This window comes from Neptunomonas sp. CHC150, from assembly GCF_030397555.1.
Classification (GTDB): Bacteria; Pseudomonadota; Gammaproteobacteria; order Pseudomonadales; family Balneatricaceae; genus Neptunomonas; species Neptunomonas phycophila.
Genome location: NZ_JAPNXU010000009.1, coordinates 66,790 through 92,611, shown reverse-complemented (window position 1 = coordinate 92,611; position 25,822 = coordinate 66,790). Strand labels below are relative to the sequence as shown.

Here is a 25,822-nt window from a genome sequence, read left to right as displayed (position 1 = left end):
TCAGAATTCGTCGCGATATTGCGCTAATTCTTCTTTTGTAATGACAAATACGCCATTACCACCCATAGGTAATTCAACCCAGGTGAGAGGCACGTGGGGGAACTGCTCCATTAAATGGACTTCGCTGTTGCCCACTTCTACCACCAGCAAGCCTCCGTCATGTAAATAATCGCAGGCTTCGCGAAGAATCTGGCGGGTTATATCTAAGCCATCATTACCCGATGTGAGCGCTAGTTCTGGCTCGTGCTGGTACTCTTTAGGCATGCTGGTAAAGTCAGCATGATCAACATAAGGTGGGTTAGAGACGATTAAATCGTACTGTTGGCCTTTTACACTGGTAAATACATCACTTTCGATGGCTTGTACACGCTCTTCTAATTCATGATCAGCAATGTTAAGGCGAGCAACTTCCAAGGCATCTGAGGATATATCGACCAAGTCCACTTCTGCATCTTCAAACGCGTAAGCGCAGGCAATACCAATACAACCGCTGCCTGTGCACAAATCCATTATGCGCTCGACGGGGCCAGGGCGCAGAAAAGGAGAAAACTCGGTTTCGATGAGCTGTGCAATGGGCGAACGTGGTATTAACACCCGCTCATCTACACGAAACGGCATTTGCATAAACCACGCTTCACCTGTGATGTAAGGCAAAGGGCGACGTTCTTCTACGCGCTGGCGCACGTAATCAATGATGGTTGTTTTTTCGGTATCAAGCACACGCGAGTCCATGACGGCTGGATCGGCATTCCAAGGTAAATGAACTGCCGCCAGCACTAGCTGCACGGACTCATCCCACGTGGATACATGGCCATGACCTAAAAAGACCTTGTGTTGATTCATTAAACTGCAAGTCCAACGAACGTAATCGCGCAAGGTGTGTAATTGGGATGCAATGTTTGCTTGATCTATCATCATGAGAATCGGGATAATACCCAGCCGGCTATAAAAGGCCTGACAGTTTAATGAATTCATACAATTGGCGCTATGTCTGACGATCAAAACTCATCTAATAAGCGGTTTTCGCCCGCAAACTCGCCCGTAGGCTCGCCAGACGCGTCTACCAACACCGATAGTGGTCCTAGTTTTTTGGATCTTATGAGTGATGTTACGCCCATTAAACATGACAAAGTCGCCAAGGCGAACACTAAACGGTTACGTAAACGCACGGATCTAGCATATTTGCGTGCGCAAGCGGTTCAAGAACAAGACAAAGTCATTGATGGCTTATCCAGCGAGGTCGTCGAGATTGTTGAATCTGATGAAGAGTTGATCTTTGCTACCTCCGGCATCCAGATTGCTAAGCTCAAACGTCTCCGTAAGGGCCATATCCCCTGGGAGGCGGGTATAGATCTACACGGAATGACGGTCGACGAAGCGCGAGACGAGTTGAGCAAGTTTATTCGCGATTCTACTTTTGAAGGCTTACGCTGTGTGATTGTGGTTCATGGTAAGGCATACAGCCAAGCGGGTAAGCAGCCCGTGCTTAAATCGTATGTTAATGATTGGCTTAGACAGCTCCCGCAGGTGTTGGCTTTTGCATCCGCGCAAGCGCGAGACGGCGGCACGGGTGCTTTGTATGTGCTTCTGCGTCAAAGCAAGTCATAATGCACTTTACGAACGCGTAACGTTAACGTAACGTAGCGCCTTTTTTTACCAACTGGGGATACACTCGTGATGGAAAAAGCATACGCCACCATTATTGAGCAAGTCGGCGAAGATCTTAACCGCGATGGTTTGTTAGATACGCCTGCCCGCGCGGCAAAAGCGATGGCTTATTTAACAAAAGGCTATAAACAAAACCTTGAAGAAGTCGTAAACAACGCCCTTTTTGAGTCTGACAACAGCGAGATGGTATTGGTAAAAGATATCGAGCTGTACTCTTTGTGCGAACACCATATGCTACCTTTTATTGGTAAAGCACATGTCGCTTACATCCCCGATGGTAAAGTGCTTGGCTTGTCTAAAATTGCGCGCATTGTTGATATGTATGCTCGCCGTTTACAGATCCAAGAGAACATGACCCAACAAATCGCCGAGGCTATTATGTCGGTCACCGGAGCTAAAGGTGTAGGCGTTGTTATCGAAGCAAAGCATATGTGTATGATGATGCGTGGTGTAGAGAAGCAAAACGGCTCGATGAAAACCTCCATGATGCTTGGTACATTCCGCAGCAAACCAGAAACCCGTGCTGAGTTTCTATCATTACTTAATTAGCGATATTTAAGGCTCGTAATGTCAGCGGCTGTATTAGATACACCTGACATTACGACGCAACCGCTCCCCCCTCGTTATACAGCGGAAGATGCAGCACTAGCCGAGTTCCAACACCATTCACGCCCTTTTCTACGCGTATTGTGCCACCTAGCACTCCATGAACAATATTGTGCACTATGTGCAACCCTAACCCTGTACCACCTTGGTTACGCTTTGTGGTAAAGAAGGGATCAAATATCGTTTTAAGGTGCTCTGTCGGGATCCCTCCTCCGTTATCGGTCACTAGGATGTCGACAAACCCGTTCACAGGAGGCGTAGCGGTGACTTCAATAATACCGCTCATGCCATCATCAAATGCATGTACTAGCGAGTTTTGAATCAGATTTTGTATCACCTGCCCAAGCGGACCTGGGTAGCTCACCATATTAATATTGGGTGGAATATTGAGTATGAGCTGATGCGGTGAATGATGAATTTGATTTTTCATGAGGGCACTGATTTTCTCGACTTCCTCAGCCAAATCAAAACGATGACAGGTCGCATTAGCACGGTCGGAGGCTACTTGTTTAAATTGCTGAATCAGCAGACCTGCTCGGTTTAACCCTTCGTTGGCTAGGTCTAACCCTTCGTTTTGTTGATGCAAAAAGCGATCTAGATCAGAGCGCTTCATAGCTCCGCTGTTAAATGAGTGCAACATCTCCGCCAGCCGCTCTCGCATTGATCTAAATGTCAGCATAGCCGAGCCAATGGGCGTATTAAGCTCATGAGCAATTCCCGCAACCAATAAGCCTAACGATGACAGCTTTTCCGTTCTAATCAGCTCTTCTTTTGATAACTGTAACTGCTCAATAACACGCTCAAGCTCTTTATTGCTGGCGTTTAGCTCTTTCGATTTTTTATCCAAGGCAGTGGTGGCTTTTGCAAGCGCAAAGGCCAAAAACGTGACGGCAATTAATATGACTAGCGCTATCAGGCTATAACGCCATATCAATTCCTTGCGCAACTCAGCTAAGTGCGTAACCACCGATACGGTATAGATAACGGTCGATTCTTTAACAAGCTCATCTAGCTTGCCCACCACCAGACGCTTATAGGTCCACAAGCCCTGATCATTTAAAATTTGCCCCGTGCTTGAATGCGATTGCCTCATTTGTTCCCACACATCTGGGTACGCAAGCGAGAAGCGGTCATTTAAACGGTTAAACATAAAGCCCCAATCTTGCTCTATGTCTGATGAAAGCAGCCAGTAGCCATCCGAATTAATCACCATGGAATTTTCAGAACGCTGATCGCGGTTAAATAAATAACTGCCATCAAGGTTTAAAACAAACAGGCCTATCACTTCGCCACTAACATCGCGCACTTGTGTTACCGAGCGCAAAGTGGGTCTGTAAGGTATTTCGATCTGATTATTTTCCATGTTGAGATCAAAGGGCGTTATAAAAACTTCGTCTTTGCCCAACGCCATGCCCTTCATAACGTAATAACGCTTAGCTTTATTTTGCATTTCGTGGTTGTGGCGGATAATTCCAGCATTATTGGCTCGTGCATTATTATCAACGCGTACCCATTCATTTCCATCCGGTAGAATAATGCGGATTTGCATATACTGTGGGTATGCAGAACTCACCGAAAGGAAGGTCTGGCTTAACAGCTTTTGTTGCTCTTCTCGGCTCACATCATTATTCGTCATGATAGATTGCGCAATATTGCGAATAATAAGCGTACTACGAATCACCTGATTGCTACCGACTTCCAAGAAGCTGTTCTCTTGATCAACTACTTCATCTTGCAAGCGTTTGGTATCACTAATTTCACGCGAATAATGGGCATCAAATAATAAAAACGCCCCTAATGGAATAAGAGCCCACCACGGAAACGCATAAAGAAACCATGCTTTTATAGGGCTTTTGAGAAAGCGGCCTAGTGTTTCAGAAAACATGTTAGTGCCTACCGCTGAGCCAGCCAATCAATAAGTGCCTCAGGCGGTAATGCCTTGCTATACAACCAGCCTTGGCCTAATTCACAACCGTGTTTTACGAGCCAATCAGCCTGCTCTTTAGTTTCTACGCCCTCAGCGATAACAGAAATGCCTAAACGTTTGCTTAGCTCTATGATCATGTTTGATAGAGCCACGCTTTTATCATCAGCGGTGAGTTTAGTGACAAAGACCTGATCTATTTTTAATTGATCAACCGGTAACTCAAATAAATATTCAAGTGACGACATGCCTGTTCCAAAATCATCAATAGATACACTACCCCCTGCTTTTCGGTGCTGCTCTAACAGGGTTGATACTCTATTGTGCGATGTCATGATCGCGGTTTCGGTCACCTCAACACATATCCGGCTTGGACTGATACCCGCCAATGCACACTGCTCGTGAAGTGCGCTAATCACATTTGAGTGCTCAAACTGTCGTACCGAGTAATTAATGCTCACCGTAATATCGGTGTAACCTTTCGCATCTAACTGCTGAATAAACTCACATGTTTTACACGCCACAAACCGACCTAACTCATGGATATAAACCGACTGTTCTGCAATGGGAATAAAGTAGTCCGGCGATACTGAACCATTGCGGTTGTTCCAGCGAATGAGCGCTTCAACGCCCATTAGCGCTCCCGTTGCCATATTTAGTTGTGGCTGAAAGTGCAGTTCAAACTCGTTTTGACTAAAAGCGTCCGAAAAGTCCTGCATTATGCGGAAACGATTAACCGCTTCTTGGTCCAGTTTAGAGTCATGAAAACTACAACTCCCTGGCCCATGCAATTTTGCCCTTCTTAAAGCAGACTCTGCTGCTCTCAAGAGGTCTGCCGCATCACGGGATTTATTATCCAAAGACACTTCGGTAAAGCACGCCGATAAGTTATGGGAGGTTTGCTCAATAATAAACTTTTCATTAAACGCGTCTTTGGCCGCCGCTAGATTAACGATCTCTTTAAAGCCTACCACAGCAAACAAATCTGACTGTATGCGAGCCACAACCGCTGGCCGCTGAAACACTTTATGTAAGCGATCCGATACCGCTTGGAGTACAAAATTACCAAACGTAGAGCCAAATAAATTATTGAGTACAGAAAAGCCATCAATATCAATCATGACCAGATTGAAGAAGTCCGCTTTTGAGCATGTCCTTATACGAAACATCTCTCGTAACAACGCACTGCGGTTAGAAATACCCAACAAATCGTCTTCATAAGCGACTCTATCGAGCTTGCTCACAAGGGCTACGTTACCAAATCCTTTTGAAGCATTGGCAGCAAAAACATGTAATAGCTCTTTTTCTGTATCCTCTAAATGGCGGCCTGTTGCGACATAGACGGCAAACTCAGCCTGTGAGGTAGATTGCGCAAAAAACAGCACCTGCGAATTTTCGGTTTCAACGCTGTGCTTCTCACGCAAGGATTTTTCGATTAACGATTGGATGTATCCGTCAGGTAACTCGCTCAACCCTTTATTGACATATGATTTGTATTTACCACTGGCACCAATGGTAATGGGTTCAAACACACTGCCGTTTGTTAAGCCTATGTCGGTTGTTTTGCTCGCACAGACTAAACCTTCACATGGCACATTAATTAATTTTGCCAACTCATCTAACGTAGCGCTTGCAAGATCGGGAAGCGTTTTCATCGCTTGCAAACGGTTGCTGGATTCAATAATTAAATGCAAGCCGCGGTGTGCTGCACTAATCGTTTTTAACTGGTGATAATTCCGTATTGCGCCTGTCAAAATATTCACAATACCGCGTGAGGCCAAATCGGATTTAAGGCAATAATCGGTTAAATCAAAGTCCTGCATAACAAACTTTGCTGGGGCAATTCCTGGCTGGCCTGTCAGCAAAATAAAACGGGTTTCCGATAGGCCCAAAATATCACGGACAGCGTTCATTAAACGCAAGCCAGCATCTTCGGTTTCCATCATGACATCGATAAATGCGACAGCAAAATCGTGATCAACCGATAAGACCTTGCTAGCTTCGGCCATGCTATAAACATTAACAACTTCTATAGGTTTATCGAGGATAACCGCATCGCGCAGTGCAAAATTGAGAGAGTTTTGAAAATCTTTGTCGTCATCAACCGCTAGAACACGCCATACATCCCTTCGGCCTTGGTTACCCTCTTGGGTTTCTGGCGAGAACAGCATTTCATCATCAATTCCATGGTAATTTTCCGCACGATCCATTGAGGGTCCCCTGTGCAAGTAATGTTCGGTAAAACGCTTAAAACTGGCAATCAGCAATTGCCAAAAAAATCTTATTATTCAGCTTTTGTACATAGTAGTTAACACAGTTATTTTAATCCACTTTATCGGATAAAAACTGACATAATCGCTCATGAATTAGTACAAGATAAAAGAACACAACTACGGCAGCCATAGATAGCGAGAGAACATTAACGACTAAGCGATTGATTTTCCAACTCAACTAGCGCTGCTTCCGCCACTTGTCGCCCCACAGCGATCACTTCCGTTGCCATATGGAAGTCATGAAATCGGCATGTATCAGTAGGAACAGAAATGAGCAAATCAGGAGGATAACCCGCCACTTTGTATTGGCTCAACGCTCCCTGCATCACTTCAATCGCCCCCATTAGAATATCGATGTTACCATCGAGCTTTGATTTTCGAAGCGCTTCTTTATCGGCTTCTAACTCGCGCAAAACTTGTGCATCGTAATGAGGGCCGTCTGTCGCCAAAATAGGGCAACTAGGCTGGGGGACTTCAAAATCAGGTAGATCTCCCTGCCCATTTAAATCGACGGCGATAATCAAATCGGAATGAGCCGCGACAGTCGCGACAATAGGCAGCGGGTTAAGAATACCGCCATCAACTAATACTCGGCGGTTTTCTTCTACCGGAGTAAACACACCGGGTACAGCGATAGAAGCACGGATAGCATCTTGCAGCGATCCGCGTTGAAACCATATTTCTTTATGATGCACTAAATCCGTAGCGACAGCGGTAAAAGGAATAGGCAACGATTCAATGTCGGGGTCACCCGCTATTTCACGCAGTTTACTAAACAGCTTATCACCACGAATCGCGCCCATTTTGAACGTGATATCTAACATGGCAAGCACGTTAAAACGGTTCAACGTTTTAACCCAATCTGCATAATCCTCCAAAGCGCCGGCAGCATATAAACCACCTACTAACGCTCCCATGGAGCTGCCCGCTACACAATTGATGGTGTATCCATGTTCTTCAAGGACTTCTATCACACCAATATGTGCATAGCCTCGTGCACCACCGCTGCCTAGGACTAATGAGACCGTTGCCATGAATGCTACCCCTCAATAACTAACACCACTACCGATGCAAACTCTTGCAAAACTGAAGGCACCCACGCTCCAACTGAGGTGACAGGGATATCCACATTACGCGCGAGTAACGACGAGCTAAGTTGCTCTGCCAAACGCTGACTTTTTTCAAGTGCATCTTCAAAGCCGTTACCCTTGTGATGTACAACCAATGTAGCTTGGCGCCCTTCCTGTACTATTTGCTGATTAATTTGTGTTATCACATCAATATCGGCTTGCTGATCAATCGCTAAAATGGCGAAGCCTTGATCCAGAGCGTCAGCCCCAATTCTCGCGGCAGCGTCTGTCTCGATTAGATCAAGATGCGCGTAAACTTTACGGTTGCCTCTCTCTACAATGTAGACCACTGCATACTGACCAGGCAATTTAGCCGTGATAACGAATTGAGAATCCACCAAACCTAGCAAAGTAGACTCATTAAACACCTGATTAGCCCAGACAGTGCTACTGCCACATGCTCGTCCATTACATGTAAACAGTAATTCAGCATCGCTTACTTTTAGCTGGTCAGTAAAAAAACGATTAAGCTCGCGCGTTCGAGTACCTTGCGGAATTTGATAAGTAATACGCGTTAGTTGCCCAGATAATCGCTGAGACGATTCAGGCCTTTCCACGCCATTAACGGTTTCTATACCCCCTAGCACGAGGCGATAATCAGCATCGGGGGTGAGACGATAATTAACAATCCAAGAACCGCGATAGCGCTCAATACTTGTATCATCTGATGAGCCTCGCACATCAGAGGCAGCTAAGGCGTGGGGCATTACACCCAGCGACAATCCAAACAGCCCTACCAACAAAGCTTTTTCGATAAACGATTTAACAGTGTTTATTATCATGTAGCGTCCTTTTTTAACTGCAGTGTAGCAAAAAGGATCAGACTAGCGTGTTATTGATATCAGTGGCTATCCTTAATGCAGGTTCGGCATCCATATGTAAATGATGATTACCGGGCAAACGTATAACATCGAGCTTGTCTAATTGATCCATACGAGCTTGCGCATCCGACATATCAATACCATCCAAGCCTAGGTACAAACGCACCGGTGCTTTAACAGCTTTGAGGCAGGACATGACTTGTTTTTCAGTCATGCGATTGATGGACGGCAACATAAGACGGTGGTCGCTACACCAAGAATACCCTGTTTCATCATGCTTTACGCCACGTTCGACAAGCCATTCCGCCGATTGGCGTGAAACGGGCCACCGGCTTGTCATGCGCACTTTGATGGCTGATTCAAGATCAGGATAAGGGCGCAAAGTTCGTCGTTTTAAGCGCTTTTGCTTAAGAATAGCTTCGGCCATGAGCTGAGGTAACTTCTTTTCGTCATAAACTGGCGGCCCCATGCCTTCAATCATGTAGAGGCGATTGACCCGTTCAGGGAATAACGCAGCAAACAGTACAGCCACCGAAGCCCCCATTGAATGCCCTAACAGAGTAACTTTGTTATAGCCATGCAGATCCATTAACGACAACAAATCACTCACATTTTCCCAAATATAATACGTATCGCCAGGCGGGCGATGATCAGAATGACCATGACCAGCTAAATCCAGAGCCACAAAGTGGAAATTGGTTAGATGCTTACGTAACTCGTTAAATGAACTCGCATTATCTAACCAGCCATGCAGGGCTATAATTGTCTCTGGTTGCCCTTGGCCTGACTCAATGGCACGCAAAGTCAGGTGATCGAGGGCGTATGTTACTTCATGCATAGCAATACCTATTGAATAGCTCACCTGCTGTACTGATGAGCGAACAAAACTATCCTAATGTGATTAGTGAGGAATGCGAATCCCTTGCGCTGCTCCAGGCCACTCCATATCCATTGAAATTAACTGCCCAGGCAGAAAAGGTTCAGGATACAAAATGGAGCCCTGTAAAAGATAACTGGTCAGTAAACCAATTAAAGGCTGATGTGTAACGACTAAAAGTTCAGGCTTCCAGAATTGCTCTAACGCCGCCACGGCATCAGGAATGGGAGTATCAGGTGTTAGGCGATCATCTAAAATAATTTCGATCGCCCCTGCAGCCTTAGCGCCGCTATTAGCGTGCAACGTGCTCATGTGGGCAGCTACCAAATCAGCGGTTTGCCGCGTGCGATAAAACGGGCTGGCAATAATGCGAGTGACGGGAGCCAAACGGTTCGCGTACTGCTTAGCTTGCTCATTAACAAACGCAATACCTTGCTCTGTTAGCTCCCGTTGCTCATCGGTGGCGCTTGCCCAACTGGCCTCGCCGTGTCGCATTAATGTCAGCATTAAACTGTTGTCCTTGGTAGCACGAACTCAACATCTGTACTTTGCTCACTGGTCATTAGCGCTTTTGCAACTTCTTTAACGTGAGCACCGTTAAATACTATCTCGTATAAACCGGCTACTAGTGGCATGTAGATATCCATTTCATCGGCTTTTTCTTTGATAATACGGATGGTATTCACACCTTCTGCCACTTCCCCTAACGACTTAACGGCTTCATCTAGCGAAATGCCACTTCCTAGCGCAAACCCAACGCGGTAATTTCGGCTCAAGGGAGACATGCAGGTTACGATTAAATCACCGACTCCGGCTAAGCCTAAAAACGTCATGGGGTTAGCCCCCATACTCACAGCGAAACGGCTCATTTCTGCCAAGCTGCGCGTTAACAACATACTTTTCGTATTTTCTCCCATGCCTAAGGCCGCACTCAGACCTGCGGCTATGGCATAGATATTTTTTAGTGTGCCGCCAAGTTCAACACCATAGGTGTCCGAACTTGCGTAGACACGAAAGTAGCTCTGTTGTAGAGCATCTTGTACAGCTGCACGCAGAGGTTCATGGTTACTAGCAATCACCGTTGCTGTTAATTGATGCTGAGCGACTTCTTTAGCAAGGTTAGGGCCGCTTAAGACGCCTACGTTGGCTTGCGGTAGTTCATCTTTTAATATCTGACTCATCAGACTAAAAGTTTCGCCTTCAATACCTTTAGTGGTACTGATCACACACTGCTGCTCAGTCACAATGTGTTTAATCTGATGTACAACACTGCGAAAGCTTTGGCTGGGAATAGCCACAAAAACAAGCTCAGCACCGACAACCGCCGACTCTATATCAGTAGTAGCCGTTAACGCCGGCGATAACGGGTAATCAGGTAAATAACGGCTGTTCGTGTGTTGCTGGTTAATCTCATCAGCTCGGTCTTTATTTCGCATCCATTGCGCAACTTGAATCCCTTTTTCGGCCATGATGTTGGCAATAACTGTACCAAAGCTACCACCACCCAACACAGCAACTTTTCGCTGCTCTGCGCTCATGTTAGATCCTTAGCTTATTCAACTCAGTGCTCACGATCGTCTACACTATCCAGTAAACGATCAACACCCTTGAAAATAAAAACAATCACAAAATAGGCAACTATCGACACAACTAGAAACACACCAAGCTGCAGGTAATCACCCGTTCTGTTAAACCCTGCAACCGCCACTGCTGCAAATAACGCACTCACAACAATGGCTAAAATACGTGCGAGCTTCTGAGTTTTATGTCGATCCTGAGAGTGACTAGGCTTCTTTTCCATGCGTAGTTTGCTCATCAACTTTAGTTACCACAGGCTCCTCTTCTGAGACGTCAGTCTCACTCGTCGGTTCAACCTCGGCAGTGACGTTATCTTCGTCGGATACAGTCGTATCAGCCGCAGGTGCTCCGGCTGGCTCTTTTACTGGATCAAACTCAACTAGTAACGCCTCATCTGGGTGGATACACTCCAGCTTAACGCCTGTCTCTTGTTCGATTTCGGGGATCATGAACGAGTCATTTTCGCATGCAAAACAAATAGATGTGCCGACTGCTCCTGCTCGACCCGTACGCCCAATACGGTGTACGTAATCATCGGCATCTTCCGGCAGTTGATAGTTCACCACATGTGTTACGCCATCAATATGAATCCCACGGCCTGCAACATCTGTTGCTACCAGCACAGTGATTTTACCGCTTCGGAAATCTTCTAATGTTTTAACTCGCTTGTGCTGCGGGATTTCTCCTGACATCAACGCGGCTTTCACACCATCACGGCGTAATTTTTCGGCCAACGAGCGCGTTTCACCCCGACGGTTACAAAACACGATGACGCGTTCAATATTATTGATGCGAATGTAATTACGAAGCAGCTTGTACTTTTCTTTACTGGAGACCAAAAAAACTTTTTGGCTAATGTTGTCGGTTGTTTGTCGCTCAGCTTCGATTTCAATTTGAACAGGGTCAACGGTCCACTGTCGCGCCAAATTCATAATGTCATCAGTAAATGTTGCACTGTATAACAACGTTTGACGTTCTGAGCCTTTACGCGGTGTATTTCGAATAATGGTGCGCACATCTGGAATAAAACCCATGCTCAACATGCGATCGGCTTCATCAAGCACCAGTACTTCTACGTTGTATAAATCAACATCTTTAGAACGTACAAAATCAATTAAACGGCCGGGTGTGGCTACTAATATATCGGTGTTACCACCTTTAATTTGTTTACGTTGTTTATCGTAGTCCATCCCACCCACTAAAGAGATCACACGTAGATCCGTGTATTTCGTTAGCAGTTCGGCGTCGTCTGCAATTTGCAGCGCGAGTTCACGTGTTGGAGCGATAATTAACGCGCGAGGTTCACCTTGGCGCTGCGGCTCGGTTAATGGGTAGTCGATTAAATCGGTAACTATACCCACTAGAAAGGCAGCCGTTTTACCCGTACCTGTTTGCGCTTTGCCAATAATATCTTTACCGGCCAACGCTGGTTTAATGGTCTCAGCCTGTATGGGTGTGCAGTACTCAAACCCAATATCTTGAATGGCATGCAATAATTGATCAGGCAGATCAAAATCTAAAAAGCGCTTTTTACCCTCTTCCTGAGCAACGATAAATTCTGCCGGTGACCAGCTAGATTCTTTTTTAGATTTTCGAGCACGCGACGGTGCTTTGCGCTTATCATTTTTACGCGGCTTGCCCTTTTCAGCGGTTTTAGCTGATGGGTTTGCATCATTCGGCGTAGATTCGTTAGCTGTTGTTGTAGCGTCCAATATTATACTCACTTTATTCGATTTCTCGGCGGAATGGTGGTAATGCATCCAACAGTTGTCGTCCGTACCGGCGAGTCACAACTCGTCGATCCAGCAGAATTATGTGGCCACTGTCTTGCTCTGTACGCAACAGGCGACCAGCGGCTTGTGTGAGGCGTATTGAGGCCTCCGGGACGGTCCATTCCATAAATGCATTACCGCCTCGCTGTTCTATCCATTCTGCCATGGTCGCATCAACCGGATCATCCGGCACCCCAAATGGCAGCTTTGTAATAATCACCTCGGTTAGATAGTCCCCAGGTAAATCCACCCCTTCAGCAAAGGAAGCTAATCCAAAGATAATGCTTGGTTTGCCTTCATCAATCACTGACTTATGGGTTTTGATAATCTCGTTCTTGGTCAAATCGCCTTGAATCAACACATGATCACGGATTTTATCATCCAATTGATCTCGAATCGTTAGCATTTGTCGCCAAGAACTGAATAATACCAGTGTTGCAGTAGCTTTTTGCAGACAATCGTTCAAAAAAGCACTGACTTCTTGCGTATGATCTTCTGGTTTCCCAGGATCAGCTAACATTTTAGGTACTTTTAAGCAGGCAGCCTGCGCATAATTAAATGGACTAGGCAACTGTTCGCACGCCACCGTTGGCGGCAACCCTAAGTCATCTATTAATCGCGTAAACTGTCCAAGAGCAGTTAATGTTGCGGATGTTAACACCGCACCGTAAGCGGGCTTCCACAGGTGCTCTTCTAAGGTATCGGCCGCTGTTACTGGGCTACTACGGCACTCAAAATCAATCCCGTCAGTGGACTCAACCAAGTTAATCCAGCGTGCTGTTGGCGCAATACCTTCTACATCAGCTACCGCATAGCTACGTGCTAACCAAAAAATAGATTGAGATCGCGCCCACATTTGACCCATGCGTGGATACCAGCGCTCAGCGACCCCTTTATCAATTTCGGGAATACCACCATCTAACGCCTCTTTTAACAGATCAACTATTTGCTCTGCTTTTAACATCCACTTTTCAGCCGCTGCAGCAATGCCAGCAGCTGGTACAGTCAACGATTCTGGCAACACCCCTTTGGGGAAACGAAAGCGATCTTTTGGTCGTTCATCACCTTCTAGCAACATCAAACGTAAGCTCATTTGGAGCTGGTCTAACGAGCTAATCATTTCGGCTTTAGCCGGCTCCATTCGTTCTATGTATTGCTGTAAAACAGGCTGACTATCGCACTCATCAATCATATGCTCTAACTGCCGCGACATGGTTTTTAACCAACGCTCAGTGCTGCGAACCCGCAAGCTATAAGCAAAATGCCCGGTTGTTTTAGCAGAAAGATGGTGTGCCTCATCAAACACATAAATGGTTTGCGCCGGATCGGGAAGGATAGCGCCGCCTCCGAGAGACAAATCGGCCAGTACCAGATCGTGATTGGCAACGACTACATCCGCTTTATCTAACGAATCTCTGGATTTAAAAAATGGGCATACTGAAAAGTTGCTGCAACGACGGTTGGTACAGCGGGTATGATCACTCGTGAGTGGCTGCCACACCTCTTCTTCTAGTTCCACAGCAAGACTATCGCGGTCACCATCCCAGCTACCGGAGGCAAAGCGATCCATTAACTCACTGTAGTAAGCAACGGCATCGGGTTCCATTCGCTGTGCAATTTCATCTTCATAAAGTGCCATTTGGCCTAACTCGCCTTGGCCTTCTAGCAACTTTTCAGCCTGGGATACACAGAAGTATCGCCCGCGCCCTTTAGCCAAGATATAACGCACAGGTTCTGCCATTAAACGCGAAGCTTCAGGTAAATCCTTATGAAGTAGCTGCTCTTGTAAAGCGACCGTTGCTGTAGATATAACCAAGGACTTGCCCTGCGCTTTAGCAATGGGAATAGCGCTAATCAAGTAAGCCATTGTCTTACCTGTGCCTGTGCCCGCCTCGATCAAACAGATATGATTATCGCTACTTCTTTCACCTTTTTCGTTACTTTCAATATTCCCTAAGGTGCGCGCAATTTGCGCAATCATCATTTTTTGCCCATAACGAGGCTTAAGGTCATGCAACCCGAGGAACTGGCGATATGCCTCTTGTATAGACTTTTTTAGAGCGTCGCTGAGCAAAACTTAAATCCTGATTTCAATGTCGCGGGGATAATATCAAGATACTGGATATATAAACAGAAAATCTCTTTACAACCGACCTTGCCTGTATATAATCACATGTACTGTATAAAAAAACAGTCATCTATTTGCGGGCTATCTTACCTATCGGCACTTAATTATGACGGGCACAAATATGAAACTCACAAAGCGTCAATCAGAAGTACTCGACTGCATTCGCGATCATATCGATGCAACCGGTTATCCGCCTACACGTGCCGATATAGCACGCTCACTAGGTTTTAAATCAGCCAATGCGGCTGAGGAACACTTAAAAGCGTTAGCCCGTAAGGGTGCTATAGAAATGATCCCTGGCACCTCTCGCGGTATTCGTCTTCCTGAGCTTGAGCAACCAGAGCCTGAAGGTCTTCCCTTGATCGGCCGCGTAGCCGCGGGCAGCCCTATTTTAGCCCAGGAGCACATCGAAGAGCACTGCACAATTTCAGCTGACTTTTTCCACCCACCGGCTAATTACTTGCTGCGAGTGCACGGCACGAGTATGAAAAACATCGGCATCATGGATGGCGATTTGCTGGCAGTTCACCAATGCACAGAAGCACGTAACGGCCAAATTGTAGTAGCGCGTATTGGTGACGAAGTCACCGTTAAGCGGTTCCAACGCACTGGACACATTGTAGAACTGATAGCTGAAAACGAAGAGTTTGACCCTATCGTGGTCGACTTACGCGAGAGCGAGCTTTCCATCGAAGGGTTAGGCGTTGGCGTCATACGACAAGGGAGTGAGCCATAATGCACATGTTAATTCCTGATAACAAAGCTGTTACCGGCATTATCAGCACCCAAAAAGAGTTAGGTAGCATTCGCACCAAGCTTAAACCCCGAGCTCAACAGCCCAGCGATTTCGGGAAAATTACTGAAATCGTAACACAAAGCGGTGATCTGGCAGATATGCCAATGATAATGCCGTTATTGGCGCAGCTAAGCCATGAAGACCGCTGGTTTGCTTGGATTGCTCCACCTATAAACTTGCCAAAATCGTTGCTACAAGATGCTGGAATTGATCTTAAAAAGGTAATTCTACTTTACCCTGACGAGAACCATAGCGTTCAGCAATTGGCTGAAAAAGCCCTCAGCACTGGCACATGCCATGCTGTTATTAGCTGGGCCGGAGATATTTCTGACGATGCCTTTCAGCGCCTAGAAAAAAGCGCCAGACAAGGGGCAAGTAATGGAATTTTGATTCGCCGTCGCCATGCTATTAATTGAGGAATGCACTAATAGCATAGGCACGGCATACCCAATAAGAAACGGCAAATACGCTTTAGTGAATCGTTGAAGGGCGGATCATGTCATCCGGTGATACGTCATCAGTATCGATACCTGGCTCTTCATCATTCACCAAGTCGGACATCATATGAGCACCGGCAACCAACATTCTTCTTGCAAGTTCTTCAGTGTTTTCTAACAGATTATCTTGCACAACTTGTGATAAGTTTAGCGTCATTAACGCCTCTTCTTCACCCGAGCGACGAATAACAAACTCACCCGACGCTAAACGCACAATTTCTAGCACCATCTCATCCATCAAACTACCTAACACCCCTTACTTTTTCCAATGTTGTCAATTTAAGCGTTTACCATTCTTGCATACCGCTTCGCAGTCGCTCCAGTAAAGCCCTAAACTCAGATAACCAAGAGCGATACTCTGTCAGAATATCTGCATCTTCTGCATGATCCGGATTAATCTGAACAATATGAATTTCCGATAAGCTAGGTGATAAATCGGCACCCACTTTTGCTTTGGCCGACGGGCCCGTTTTATCTGCCGCCTTCCAACAGCCTCGATAGGCAGATAACATTAAGGCAAGCCAGCTGTGTTTATTGGATTCTAACACAGATAGCTCTGTCACCTCTGGAGACTCCTGAACTGATGCATCCAGCAACCCTTGCAAATCGCTGAGCGCTTCAATCGCATCTGGGTTAAAGCGATACTTTTCTGCAATTTCTCGTAAAAAAGCCTGATAAGCAGAAGCCATCAGAAATAGGACGGATTCATGATAAGACTCAATCATCGCATGCTGATCCCAGCTATTCGATGACTGGGCTGCTTGCAACGCGTCAATATGAATACGAGCAAAGTTGAGCTTTTGGTTAGTTCTAACCAGATACACCTGACTCATCGCGACCTCAAATGTCCTCTTTGCGTGCAAAGACTCATGCACAACAAAGAGGCTCTCCTGATAACTGTTATTAACCTGCTTTTATTTGCTGGCTTTTTTAGCTTTGGGTTCAACTACAACCCATTTATCACCTTCATAAAACGCCTTCCAGCCCGTAGCTTTGCCATTCACTTCGGTCATGACGTACTGCTCTTTGGTTTTGCGGCTGTAACGAACGATCGTTTCATTACCGTCCATATCTTTAGTCGGCGCGCTGAACAAGAAATCATACTTTGGATCGATTTCTTTTTTATGCGGCAACAGCTCACTCACTTTAGGCGCACGTGTTTCACGGTTACGCGGGAACTGACTAGCGGCTAAGAATAAGCCACTAGCTCCGTCACGCAAGATATAAGTATCTTCAACCTTTTCACATGCTAGCTCTGGCATTGGCACAGGGTCCATTTTTGGCGGTGCAGCTTCTCCGTTTTTCAGGAGTTTGCGAGTATTCTTACACTCATCGTTTGTACAACCAAAATACTTACCAAAGCGCCCATTTTTTAGCTGCATTTCAGAGCCGCACTTATCGCATTCTAGTGTTGGGCCATCATACCCTTTGATACGATAATTACCCTCTTCGACCTCATAGCCTGGGCAATCCGGGTTGTTACCACATACATGTAATTTACGTGTTTGGTCGACTAAATAACTATCCATGGCGCTGTCACAGATACTGCAACGACGCTTGTTGCGAAGGATACGTGATTCTTCCTCTTCGTCACCATCTGCGCTGACAACTTCATCACCAGGGATTAAGTTAATTGTTGCTTTACAGCGCTCTTTCGGTGGCAAATTGTAGCCCGAGCACCCTAAGAACACACCGGTGCTTCCTGTACGAATCACCATGTGTCGGTCACATTCTGGACAGGGAATATTCGTATCAGTTGGGGTATTAGGCCGCATGCCGTGTTCTGGGTCTTTTGCTTCATCCAGCCGACGTACTAAGCCTTGGTAGAAACGATCAAGCAACGCCTTCCAATCAGCTTCGCCGTGCGCAATGTCATCCAGCGCATCTTCCATTCGGGCAGTAAAGCTGTAGTCCATTAAATCAGTGAAGTTTTCGGTCAAACGCTCAGTAACGATATCGCCCATTTTGCAGGCATAGAAGCGTCGATTTTGGACTTCCACATAACCACGGTCTTGGATCGTCGAGATGATTGACGCATAGGTAGATGGTCGACCAATACCTTGCTTTTCTAGCTCTTTAACCAAACTTGCTTCTGTGTAACGGGCCGTTGGCTTGGTAAAATGCTGTTTTGGCTCTAACGACTCTAACGCCAACTCCTCACCCGACTTAACGTCAGGCAAGATCACATCTTCATCGCCTTTGCCTTTTGCTTGCATAACGCGGGTATAACCATCAAAGCGTAAAATACGCCCTTTTGTGGTCAACTCGTAATCATCACCCGCTTTCACCGTAATACGTGAGCTAGTGTAAAGCGCAGGAGTCATTTGGCACGCTAGGAATTGACGGCGAATAAGGTCATATAACCGTTCTGCATCCCGCTCCATTCCAGATAAGTCAGATGCCTCACGGGTTACATCAGAAGGCCGAATCGCCTCATGCGCCTCTTGAGCTCCTTCTTTACTGGAATACCTAATCGGCTCTTCAGGAAGATACTTACTTCCGTAATGATCACCGATATAAGTGCGACAACTTTCAACGGCCTCTTGGCTCAAGTTAGTTGAGTCAGTACGCATGTAAGTGATGTAACCAGCCTCGTACAAGCGCTGCGCCATCATCATGGTTTTTTTAACGCCAAAGCCCAAACGCGTACTCGCAGCTTGCTGCAATGTCGAGGTGATAAAAGGCGCTGAAGGCTTACTACTGGTTGGCCTGTCGTCACGGTTTACCACAGTAAAGCGTGACGCTTTAAGCGCTGCTACGTGTTGGTTTGTATCCTGCTCTGAATCAGGACGAAACGCTTTGCCCGCAAACTTAGCCACTTGCAAACGAATCGCTTCTTTGCCTTGAGTTTGCGCGCCGGCATGCACTTCCCAAAACTCTTCAGGGATAAAAGCACGAATCTCTTTTTCACGATCTACAACCAGTTTAACGGCTACTGATTGCACACGCCCTGCCGACAAACCACGAGCGACCTTTTCCCATAACAATGGGGAAAGCATATAGCCCACGACACGGTCAAGGAAACGGCGCGCTTGCTGTGCGTATACGTGATTCATATCCAGCGTGCCCGGATCATCAAAAGCCGCTGAAATGGCTTTTTTAGTGATCTCGTTAAACACGACTCGACGGTATTTTTGATCATCGCCACCAATAGATTCGCGCAGGTGCCAAGCAATGGCTTCCCCTTCGCGGTCCAAATCCGTTGCGAGATAGATGGTGTCAGCATTTTTAGCGAGCTTTTTCAGCTCATCGACAACTTTTTCTTTGCCTGGGAGAATTTCGTAATGCGCGTCCCAATTGTTCTCTGGATCAACGCCCATACGATTGATTAGCTGCTCTTTCGCTTTTTTCTCTTTATGGATAGCTTTGTCCTCAGGGGACATTTTTCGCGTAAGAGCCGCCTGCTTAGCGCGTGCTTTAGGGTCACTTTTTGGCGCGTTGCCACTGGTTGGCAAGTCACGGATATGACCGACACTCGATTTAACGACGAAGTCATTTCCAAGATACTTATTAATAGTCTTGGCTTTAGCGGGGGACTCTACTATTACGAGCGATTTTCCCATCAGATTACTATCCCTCAGGTCAGAAGCGGCAAAAACAGCGTGCATATATAAGTGCTTAGAGTATCGGGGTCAAGCAACGCTACCAAAAAAATCAATTCCCTCTATAATCACTACTGTGTTTTTGATCAAGTTTTTTGGTCGTTTTCCCGATGGCGAAGCTCTATAAAAATACCGCCAATTACGAGGTTATTTTTTTCAATGCAGCAAGAAAGCGTACTTTATCTAATCATAATAGCGGCAATCGGTCTGGCTGCATTAGGGCTTAACCATTTTATATCAAGACGTGAACATGCAGCCGAAGTCAAGCAAGAGCGCTTAAAAGATTTACGCACTCAGACATTTCATATTCTAGATACGATCACGGCATTAAAAGCTGCAGGCTGCAAAAATGACATTCTAGATCGGTTAAATCAGCACGCGATGGTTCTTATCGAAGAAGTCAGCATGCTAGCTCCCGATTCCGACTTAATGACACAAGTGAACAACCAAAAAGAAACGGCTGATAGAACCATGCCTAGTCACACGCAGTTTACGAGTGACAAAGAGCTCAAAAAGTTTCAAATTTACGTAAACTACACCGAAAAACTACTAAAAAAGATGCTCGCGAAGGGAAAAATATCTCCCATTCAAGCACGAAATTACGGCCAAGAACTGTACTGGCTCAACATTTCAGTTGTAGCCGATGCGCATATCATGCAAGCCAAAATGCTACTTGAATCCGGGGATAAACTGATAGCGTTATCTCACCTCAAGCACGCCAAAGCGGTTGTTGTCCGCGCGATGGTTGCTCAGCATCTTAAACAGCCTAAACTCAATGAAATACAGCCTTTAATTAAAGAGCTAGAACCTAAACGTAGCAGCTATGGCGGCACGTTAGAGGACTCAATTTCAGACATCAATTAAACCAGCTCAAGCTTTAGACGCTGGCTTTTTCACGCGCGACTTACGCCTCACTTTTGCTTTATACGGTGCTTTTCCTTTACCCGCCAAGCCGTGAAATGTCACCCCTTTAACTTGTGCTAATAGATTTTCTAAGCCATTAGTCATAGGCTCTAAAAAACCGGCATAATTGAGCTCGCGCTGGCTAATAGCCGTTAACTGCGATTCCCAATGCGCGGTCATATCAGGATAGCTCACAGCGTCCGGCAAGCTAATTATCAGCTGCCGACCTACCTCTGTCGCGCGTATGTCTTTGGCAACTCGCGTTAAAAAGCCGCGCTTGAATAGCAACTCAATAATCCCGGCTCGTGTCGCTTCTGTGCCTAATCCGTCAGTCTCACGGAGTACTTTACGTATGGCTGTATCACTCACGTATCGAGCAATCCCCGTCATGGCGGACAGCAATGTTGCATCTGTAAAATATTTAGGTGGGCAGGTTTGCTTTTCGTGAACGTCCGCTTGCTGACAATGTACGGCATCACCTTTTAGCACTGTAGGTAAACGTCCCAATGTGGGTTCACCATCAACAGTATCTACACCCTGCCCTGTAGGCGACGACTCTGAACGGGTGCGCTTTGGCAACAGTATTTTCCAGCCTTCAGCCAGTGTGTCCTTTTGTTTCGCAATAAACAGCCCACCCATAACTTCGGTATCAATTTGCTTCTCGGCGTACTCAAATGGCGGATAAAATTGCATTAGGTACTGGCGAGCAATCAACTCATAAACGTGGGCTTCACTCTTTGTAAGCTTAGAGACATCCTGCACTTTAGCCGTGGGGATGATGGCATGATGGGCGCTCACCTTCGAGTCATTCCATGCCTTACTTTTTATAGAGGTATCGGCTCCACTGACCGCTTGCGCCAACGAATCACATGACCGATTAATGGCTGAGACCACTTGAGTAGCATTTTTCCAATGCTCAAGGGGCAAATATCGACAATCCGACCGAGGATAGGTAATTAATTTATGACGCTCGTATAGTTGCTGGCAAGCATCAAGCACCTGTTTAGCGCTCATACCAAAACGCTTAGCCGCATCTATCTGCAAAGATGATAAATTATAAGGTAAAGGTGCGGGTTGCTTTTTCTTTGCATTTTTAACCTCAACAACAATACCTGGCTTATGCTTAACCCGAGCCACTACGTTTTCGGCTAGTTTTTTAGACAAAACACGCCCTTCATCATCCATGTAGTCAGCACAAGCTTCACTAGGTTTCCATTTGGCTCTGTATAGCTCACCCTTACCTGTTTCTAAGGTAATATAAACCTCATAGAACGGCTTAGAGACAAAGTTCTCTATCTCAAGATCACGATGAACAACTAAGCCTAATAACGGGGTTTGCACGCGCCCTACCGACAACACACCCTGATAGCCTGATTGCTGCCCTCGCAAGGTACATAAGCGCGTCATGTTCATCCCATACAACCAATCAGCACGCGAGCGTGCTAACGCCGACGTAGATAACGGTATAAAATCTCGATTAGAGCGAAGCTTAGCCAGTGCTGACTTTACGGCCTGCGGGTTTAAATCACTAATTAAACAACGCAGCATTGCATTACGTTTTTGCGCAGGCACCTTGAGATAACTAATAACCTCATCCACCAGCAATTGCCCTTCGCGGTCTGGGTCCCCCGCATGGACTAATTGATCGGCTTCTTTTATTAGCTTTCGCAATACAGTCAGCTGTTTTCGCGTCTCTTTTTTAGGTGTCAATTGCCACTGATCAGGAACGATGGGTAGGTCTTCTTCACGCCATTTTTTATAACGCTCATCATAGGCATCAGGGTCGCACTGCTCTAATAGGTGACCTATGCACCAACTAACCACATCACCGTTGGCGGCGATCACGCAGCCTTCGGCTTTTTTATGTGGTTTTGGCAGCACGTCCGCAATTGCTCGCCCAAGACTCGGTTTTTCTGCGATGTATAAAATCATGTGATGATAGACTTTTTAAGCTTGGGTCGTAGCAATACGATTATTCGCATGAGGAGAAATGTAGGGGATAACACAGTTACGACCACGCTTTTTAGCAGCATATAAAGCGGTATCTGCCAGTTTAACGAGCCGTTCTTCATCGGTCTGATCATCCGGGCTTGTGGCTATACCAATAGACAGCGTGATTGGCTTACAGCATTCACTGCTGCTGACAGAAGCCTTGTTAATAGATACCAACATAGCTTTGAGCTTCTTGTAAGCCTCCGCTTTGGTCGTGTTGGGCAGCACCAAAATAAATTCTTCCCCTCCATAACGCGCTACCACATCCCTAGCACGCAGATTTGAAGCTAGCTGCTCTGCAATAAACTTGAGTGCCTTATCCCCTTCTGGGTGGCCATAGGTGTCGTTATAAGCTTTAAAATGATCAATATCGATCATCGCCACGGTTACTTTATACCCTTGCTGGCCAGCCGCCGTAATTTCACGCTTTAGCGTATTACCAAGCCCGCGGCGGTTTAATAAACCGGTTAGCTCATCTCGGTTAGACGCCATACTTAATTCGGCACGTAATTGAGCATTATAAAAATGTAAGCCGATGGTGTTACATACACCGACGATCATTTTTTCCTCTTCGGCACTTAAAATATGCTCCTGCCACTCGGCAGAACGTATGTGCAGAACACCAAACTGCATTTCTCGACAGAAAATAGGATAACAGGCAACGGTTTTTAACTCAGTTACGTTAGCCTCGTTACAGAGCATTGTTTGCGTATTAGATTGGTCGGCATATTGCTGCCCTCGACGCAAAACCCAACACTGCTCAGCATCTACATGCAGGTGTATACGCTCATGGTGCTCGCCCCAAGCAGAATGCAGTTGCCAGCGCGAGAAGCTTTTATCAGCGAACATGACTCCCACTGTTAAGTGCGGCAGTAAGTTGCGTAAACACTTAGCGGAAATTTCTTTAAGCTCTTCAGGCGACGAAGCCGCCGCGAGAAAATCACCCATCTTGCTCACTTGGGCTAATTGCTCAGAGCGCTGATACTCGTTATCGAGTACTTCGTTTTTAGTTTCGGATAATACTTGAGCGATTTCTTGTGCGTGTTTGCGCTCTTCTACCTCCACTTGGAGGCGCTCAACCGTCTCGGATAAAGCTAATCGGCTTTCTTCACCTTCTTGCCAACGCCTCCACGCAAACCACACTACGATACCTACCGTAATAGCCAACGCCATAGGAAGCGCATCTAACCCGATCATGCGAAATGGCTGTGTCCACAGACGCCAGCTATCATTCAAATCAAGTAAGGCTGCCGCGATATAGGCTACAAGAAAGAACCCACAAGCGATCCATACATCTAGCGTACTTCTACGCTCTGGTTTTCGAAACCTAAACATTACCCACCTTACAGCAACCCAACAAACAACATACAAACGTTATTGAAGTATATAAGAAACCATAAAAAAAACCGCACGTTGGCGGTCTTTTTATATCATTAGGGCGCTTAACAATATCTTTATTAAACGCGCCAATCTGAATGAGTGCTTCTTTAGTATCGTTTTTATCAGAAGATAAGCGAGACGCCTTAGTGAGTTAGCAACACCAGCAACGCAGCAAGCAAAATTAGCTACTGCCTTTAACCAAGTAAGTAATTAATTAAGACTCAATATAAACGCGTGGCACACGTTTGGTTACACCGGTGAACAAAGTATAAGGGATTGTCCCTGAGTGCTCTGCCACCTCATTAACGCTTAACTCACCACCCCATAACTCAACACGGCTGCCCACGGAGACATCTTGCAAATCAGTCAAGTCGACTGTGCACATATCCATCGAAACACGTCCTATGATATGAGTACGCTGACCATTAACGAAAACCGGTGTGCCGCTACCTGCATGGCGTGAGTAACCATCACCGTAACCAATCGCCACCGTGCCTACTTTAGTGGTTCGCTCGCAAGTAAAGGTTGCCCCATAGCCGACGGACTCTCCTGGCTGAATGGTGTGAATAGCAATCACTTCTGTTTCTAGGGTCATAGCGCACTGCAACTGAGAGGCGGCTTCAACTGATTCAGAAAAAGGAGAAGCTCCATACATCATCAGACCAGGACGAATCCAGTCACGGTGCAGCTCTGGCCAAGCCAATGTGGCAGGCGAGTTAGCGATACTGTGAGGAGCTTCAATGCCAATAACAGCCGAGTTAAAAGTATCTATTTGATGACGCGTATGGGAAGAATCTAGTTCATCTGCACACGCCAAATGGCTCATTAAGACCACTTCGTTAACCTGAGATAAGCTAGAAAGCTGCTGATAGGTATCGGCAAAATGCTCGGGCTCAATACCTAAGCGGTGCATACCCGAATCCATTTTCAACCATACATTAATCGGTGTCGACAAATCCGTGTTGCGAATCATCTCTACCTGCTCGGCACGATGCAATGAAGTCCAGAAGTTCTGTTCTGCGATGACAGGCAGCTCATCCGCTGTAAAAAACCCTTCCAGCAAAAGGATAGGTTTCTTGATACCGGCTGCCCGCAGCTCCATTGCTTCTTCGATGCACGCCACACCAAACGCATCAGCGTCCGCCTCTAAAAAACGGGCTACGCGTGTAGCACCATGACCATAGGCATCAGCTTTAACGACGGCCACAGCTTTGGCCCCCGCGGCTAAAGACTTAGCCAAACGGTAATTGTTTAAAATAGCAGGCAGGTTAATAACAGCACGTGCAGCGCGACCCATGATGACTCCAACTCAGCGTAGTAGTTTAACGAGGAAAATAGTGACAAGAATAAACAAAGGTGGTGTTTAACCACCTTTGTGACACTAAGCGTTGCTTAGTTAGCTGTAACCATAACGGCTTCAATTTCGATGTCTGCGTCTTTAGGCAGTGCTTTAACTGCATAAGCGGCGCGAGCAGGATAAGGCTCAGAGAAGTAACGCGCCATGATTTCGTTCACTTGACCGAAGTATTTAAGGTCAGATAACAAAATAGTAATTTTCACAAAATCAGCCAAAGAACCGTCTGCCGCTTCTGCTACAGCTTTTAAGTTTTCAAAGACCTGAACAGCTTGCGCTTCAAACGACTCAGTAACCATTTCCATGGTTTCCGGCACTAAAGGAATTTGCCCCGAAAAATAAACCGTGTTACCGGCTTTAACCGCTTGTGAGTATGTACCAATTGCTGCTGGCGCTTTGTCTGTAGAGATAGTGCTACGGTTCATAAAAACTCCCCTTTTAAAATATCTAAACTAATTTAAAAAATACATTACGTAGAATAATCACTGGAGACACACGCTAAGATCTTTCGTAGCAGAGCG

The 25,822-nt window shown here is 46.1% G+C and carries 23 protein-coding genes; 5 read left to right on the top strand and 18 right to left on the bottom strand.

Going from position 1 to position 25,822, the window contains the following annotated elements; genetic code table 11:
- The gene (prmB, locus tag OW491_RS11225) at positions 1-918 is read right to left on the bottom strand and encodes a 50S ribosomal protein L3 N(5)-glutamine methyltransferase (RefSeq protein ID WP_178969748.1); all 918 of its coding nucleotides are present in this window, start codon (positions 916-918) and stop codon (positions 1-3) included.
- 69 nt (positions 919-987) lie between these two features.
- Between prmB and OW491_RS11220 the strand changes: the two genes are divergently transcribed.
- A complete protein-coding gene (locus OW491_RS11220) occupies positions 988-1,608 on the top strand; it encodes a Smr/MutS family protein (protein ID WP_083609947.1) in 621 nt (206 codons plus the stop codon).
- 69 nt (positions 1,609-1,677) lie between these two features.
- Complete coding sequence (gene folE, locus OW491_RS11215; RefSeq protein ID WP_075179998.1) at positions 1,678-2,217, top strand: GTP cyclohydrolase I FolE; 540 nt, start codon at positions 1,678-1,680, stop codon at positions 2,215-2,217.
- Between the two features lie 49 nt (positions 2,218-2,266).
- On the opposite strand, the gene OW491_RS11210 is transcribed toward folE, so the two are convergent.
- The 10 genes from OW491_RS11210 to dinG all read right to left on the bottom strand — a co-directional run bounded on the left by OW491_RS11210 (position 2,267) and on the right by dinG (position 14,723).
- Positions 2,267-4,159, bottom strand: a complete 1,893-nt coding sequence (locus OW491_RS11210; protein WP_290036029.1) for a HAMP domain-containing sensor histidine kinase — start codon at positions 4,157-4,159, stop codon at positions 2,267-2,269.
- 8 nt (positions 4,160-4,167) lie between these two features.
- A complete protein-coding gene (locus OW491_RS11205; RefSeq protein WP_290036027.1) occupies positions 4,168-6,408 on the bottom strand; it encodes an EAL domain-containing protein in 2,241 nt (746 codons plus the stop codon).
- Positions 6,409-6,617: 209 nt separating this feature from the next.
- Positions 6,618-7,505 (bottom strand): patatin-like phospholipase family protein, encoded by an 888-nt coding sequence (locus OW491_RS11200; RefSeq protein ID WP_075171956.1) that lies wholly within the window; start codon positions 7,503-7,505, stop codon positions 6,618-6,620.
- Between the two features lie 5 nt (positions 7,506-7,510).
- Positions 7,511-8,383 carry a DUF4892 domain-containing protein gene (locus tag OW491_RS11195; RefSeq protein WP_290036025.1) on the bottom strand — a complete coding sequence of 291 codons (873 nt, stop codon included), beginning with the start codon at positions 8,381-8,383 and terminating at the stop codon, positions 7,511-7,513.
- Between the two features lie 37 nt (positions 8,384-8,420).
- Positions 8,421-9,260 (bottom strand): alpha/beta hydrolase, encoded by an 840-nt coding sequence (locus tag OW491_RS11190; protein WP_178968588.1) that lies wholly within the window; start codon positions 9,258-9,260, stop codon positions 8,421-8,423.
- Positions 9,261-9,323: 63 nt separating this feature from the next.
- Positions 9,324-9,806: a histidine phosphatase family protein gene (locus tag OW491_RS11185; protein ID WP_290036024.1), complete on the bottom strand. Its 483-nt coding sequence runs from the start codon at positions 9,804-9,806 to the stop codon at positions 9,324-9,326.
- Complete coding sequence (locus OW491_RS11180; RefSeq protein WP_075171952.1) at positions 9,806-10,837, bottom strand: NAD(P)H-dependent glycerol-3-phosphate dehydrogenase; 1,032 nt, start codon at positions 10,835-10,837, stop codon at positions 9,806-9,808. The genes OW491_RS11185 and OW491_RS11180 overlap by 1 nt, the downstream gene beginning before the upstream one ends.
- Before the next feature lie 23 nt (positions 10,838-10,860).
- Positions 10,861-11,115, bottom strand: a complete 255-nt coding sequence (locus OW491_RS11175; RefSeq protein WP_139309098.1) for a hypothetical protein — start codon at positions 11,113-11,115, stop codon at positions 10,861-10,863.
- A complete protein-coding gene (gene rhlB, locus OW491_RS11170; RefSeq protein WP_290036022.1) occupies positions 11,084-12,589 on the bottom strand; it encodes an ATP-dependent RNA helicase RhlB in 1,506 nt (501 codons plus the stop codon). Before rhlB ends, OW491_RS11175 begins: the two co-directional genes overlap by 32 nt.
- Positions 12,590-12,602: 13 nt before the next feature.
- Positions 12,603-14,723, bottom strand: a complete 2,121-nt coding sequence (gene dinG / locus OW491_RS11165; protein ID WP_075171949.1) for an ATP-dependent DNA helicase DinG — start codon at positions 14,721-14,723, stop codon at positions 12,603-12,605.
- Positions 14,724-14,898: 175 nt separating this feature from the next.
- Here dinG and lexA point away from each other — a divergent pair, with 175 nt between their 5' ends.
- Entirely contained in the window at positions 14,899-15,513 is a 615-nt protein-coding gene (gene lexA, locus OW491_RS11160; protein WP_075173455.1) for a transcriptional repressor LexA, read from the top strand.
- Positions 15,513-15,989, top strand: a complete 477-nt coding sequence (locus tag OW491_RS11155) for a SulA-like leucine-rich domain-containing protein (RefSeq protein WP_290036021.1) — start codon at positions 15,513-15,515, stop codon at positions 15,987-15,989. Before lexA ends, OW491_RS11155 begins: the two co-directional genes overlap by 1 nt.
- 55 nt (positions 15,990-16,044) lie before the next feature.
- Here OW491_RS11155 and OW491_RS11150 read toward each other — a convergent pair whose 3' ends face one another.
- The 3 genes from OW491_RS11150 to topA form a co-directional block, all read right to left on the bottom strand.
- Complete coding sequence (locus OW491_RS11150; protein WP_075171948.1) at positions 16,045-16,308, bottom strand: hypothetical protein; 264 nt, start codon at positions 16,306-16,308, stop codon at positions 16,045-16,047.
- A gap of 49 nt (positions 16,309-16,357) precedes the next feature.
- Entirely contained in the window at positions 16,358-16,903 is a 546-nt protein-coding gene (locus tag OW491_RS11145; RefSeq protein ID WP_290036018.1) for a DUF6586 family protein, read from the bottom strand.
- 81 nt (positions 16,904-16,984) lie between these two features.
- The gene (topA, locus tag OW491_RS11140) at positions 16,985-19,633 is read right to left on the bottom strand and encodes a type I DNA topoisomerase (protein ID WP_075173453.1); all 2,649 of its coding nucleotides are present in this window, start codon (positions 19,631-19,633) and stop codon (positions 16,985-16,987) included.
- Between the two features lie 198 nt (positions 19,634-19,831).
- Between topA and OW491_RS11135 the strand changes: the two genes are divergently transcribed.
- A complete protein-coding gene (locus OW491_RS11135; protein ID WP_075171946.1) occupies positions 19,832-20,536 on the top strand; it encodes a DNA topoisomerase I in 705 nt (234 codons plus the stop codon).
- A gap of 6 nt (positions 20,537-20,542) precedes the next feature.
- Here OW491_RS11135 and OW491_RS11130 read toward each other — a convergent pair whose 3' ends face one another.
- The 4 genes from OW491_RS11130 to OW491_RS11115 all read right to left on the bottom strand — a co-directional run bounded on the left by OW491_RS11130 (position 20,543) and on the right by OW491_RS11115 (position 25,726).
- Positions 20,543-22,507: a DNA topoisomerase III gene (locus OW491_RS11130; RefSeq protein WP_290036017.1), complete on the bottom strand. Its 1,965-nt coding sequence runs from the start codon at positions 22,505-22,507 to the stop codon at positions 20,543-20,545.
- A 15-nt stretch (positions 22,508-22,522) separates the two neighbouring features.
- Positions 22,523-23,902 carry a GGDEF domain-containing protein gene (locus OW491_RS11125; RefSeq protein ID WP_290036016.1) on the bottom strand — a complete coding sequence of 460 codons (1,380 nt, stop codon included), beginning with the start codon at positions 23,900-23,902 and terminating at the stop codon, positions 22,523-22,525.
- 259 nt (positions 23,903-24,161) lie between these two features.
- On the bottom strand, positions 24,162-25,244 hold the full coding sequence (alr, locus tag OW491_RS11120; protein WP_290036014.1) for an alanine racemase: 1,083 nt from the start codon (positions 25,242-25,244) through the stop codon (positions 24,162-24,164).
- 95 nt (positions 25,245-25,339) lie between these two features.
- A complete protein-coding gene (locus OW491_RS11115; RefSeq protein WP_075171942.1) occupies positions 25,340-25,726 on the bottom strand; it encodes a RidA family protein in 387 nt (128 codons plus the stop codon).
- Positions 25,727-25,822: the final 96 nt, after the last annotated feature.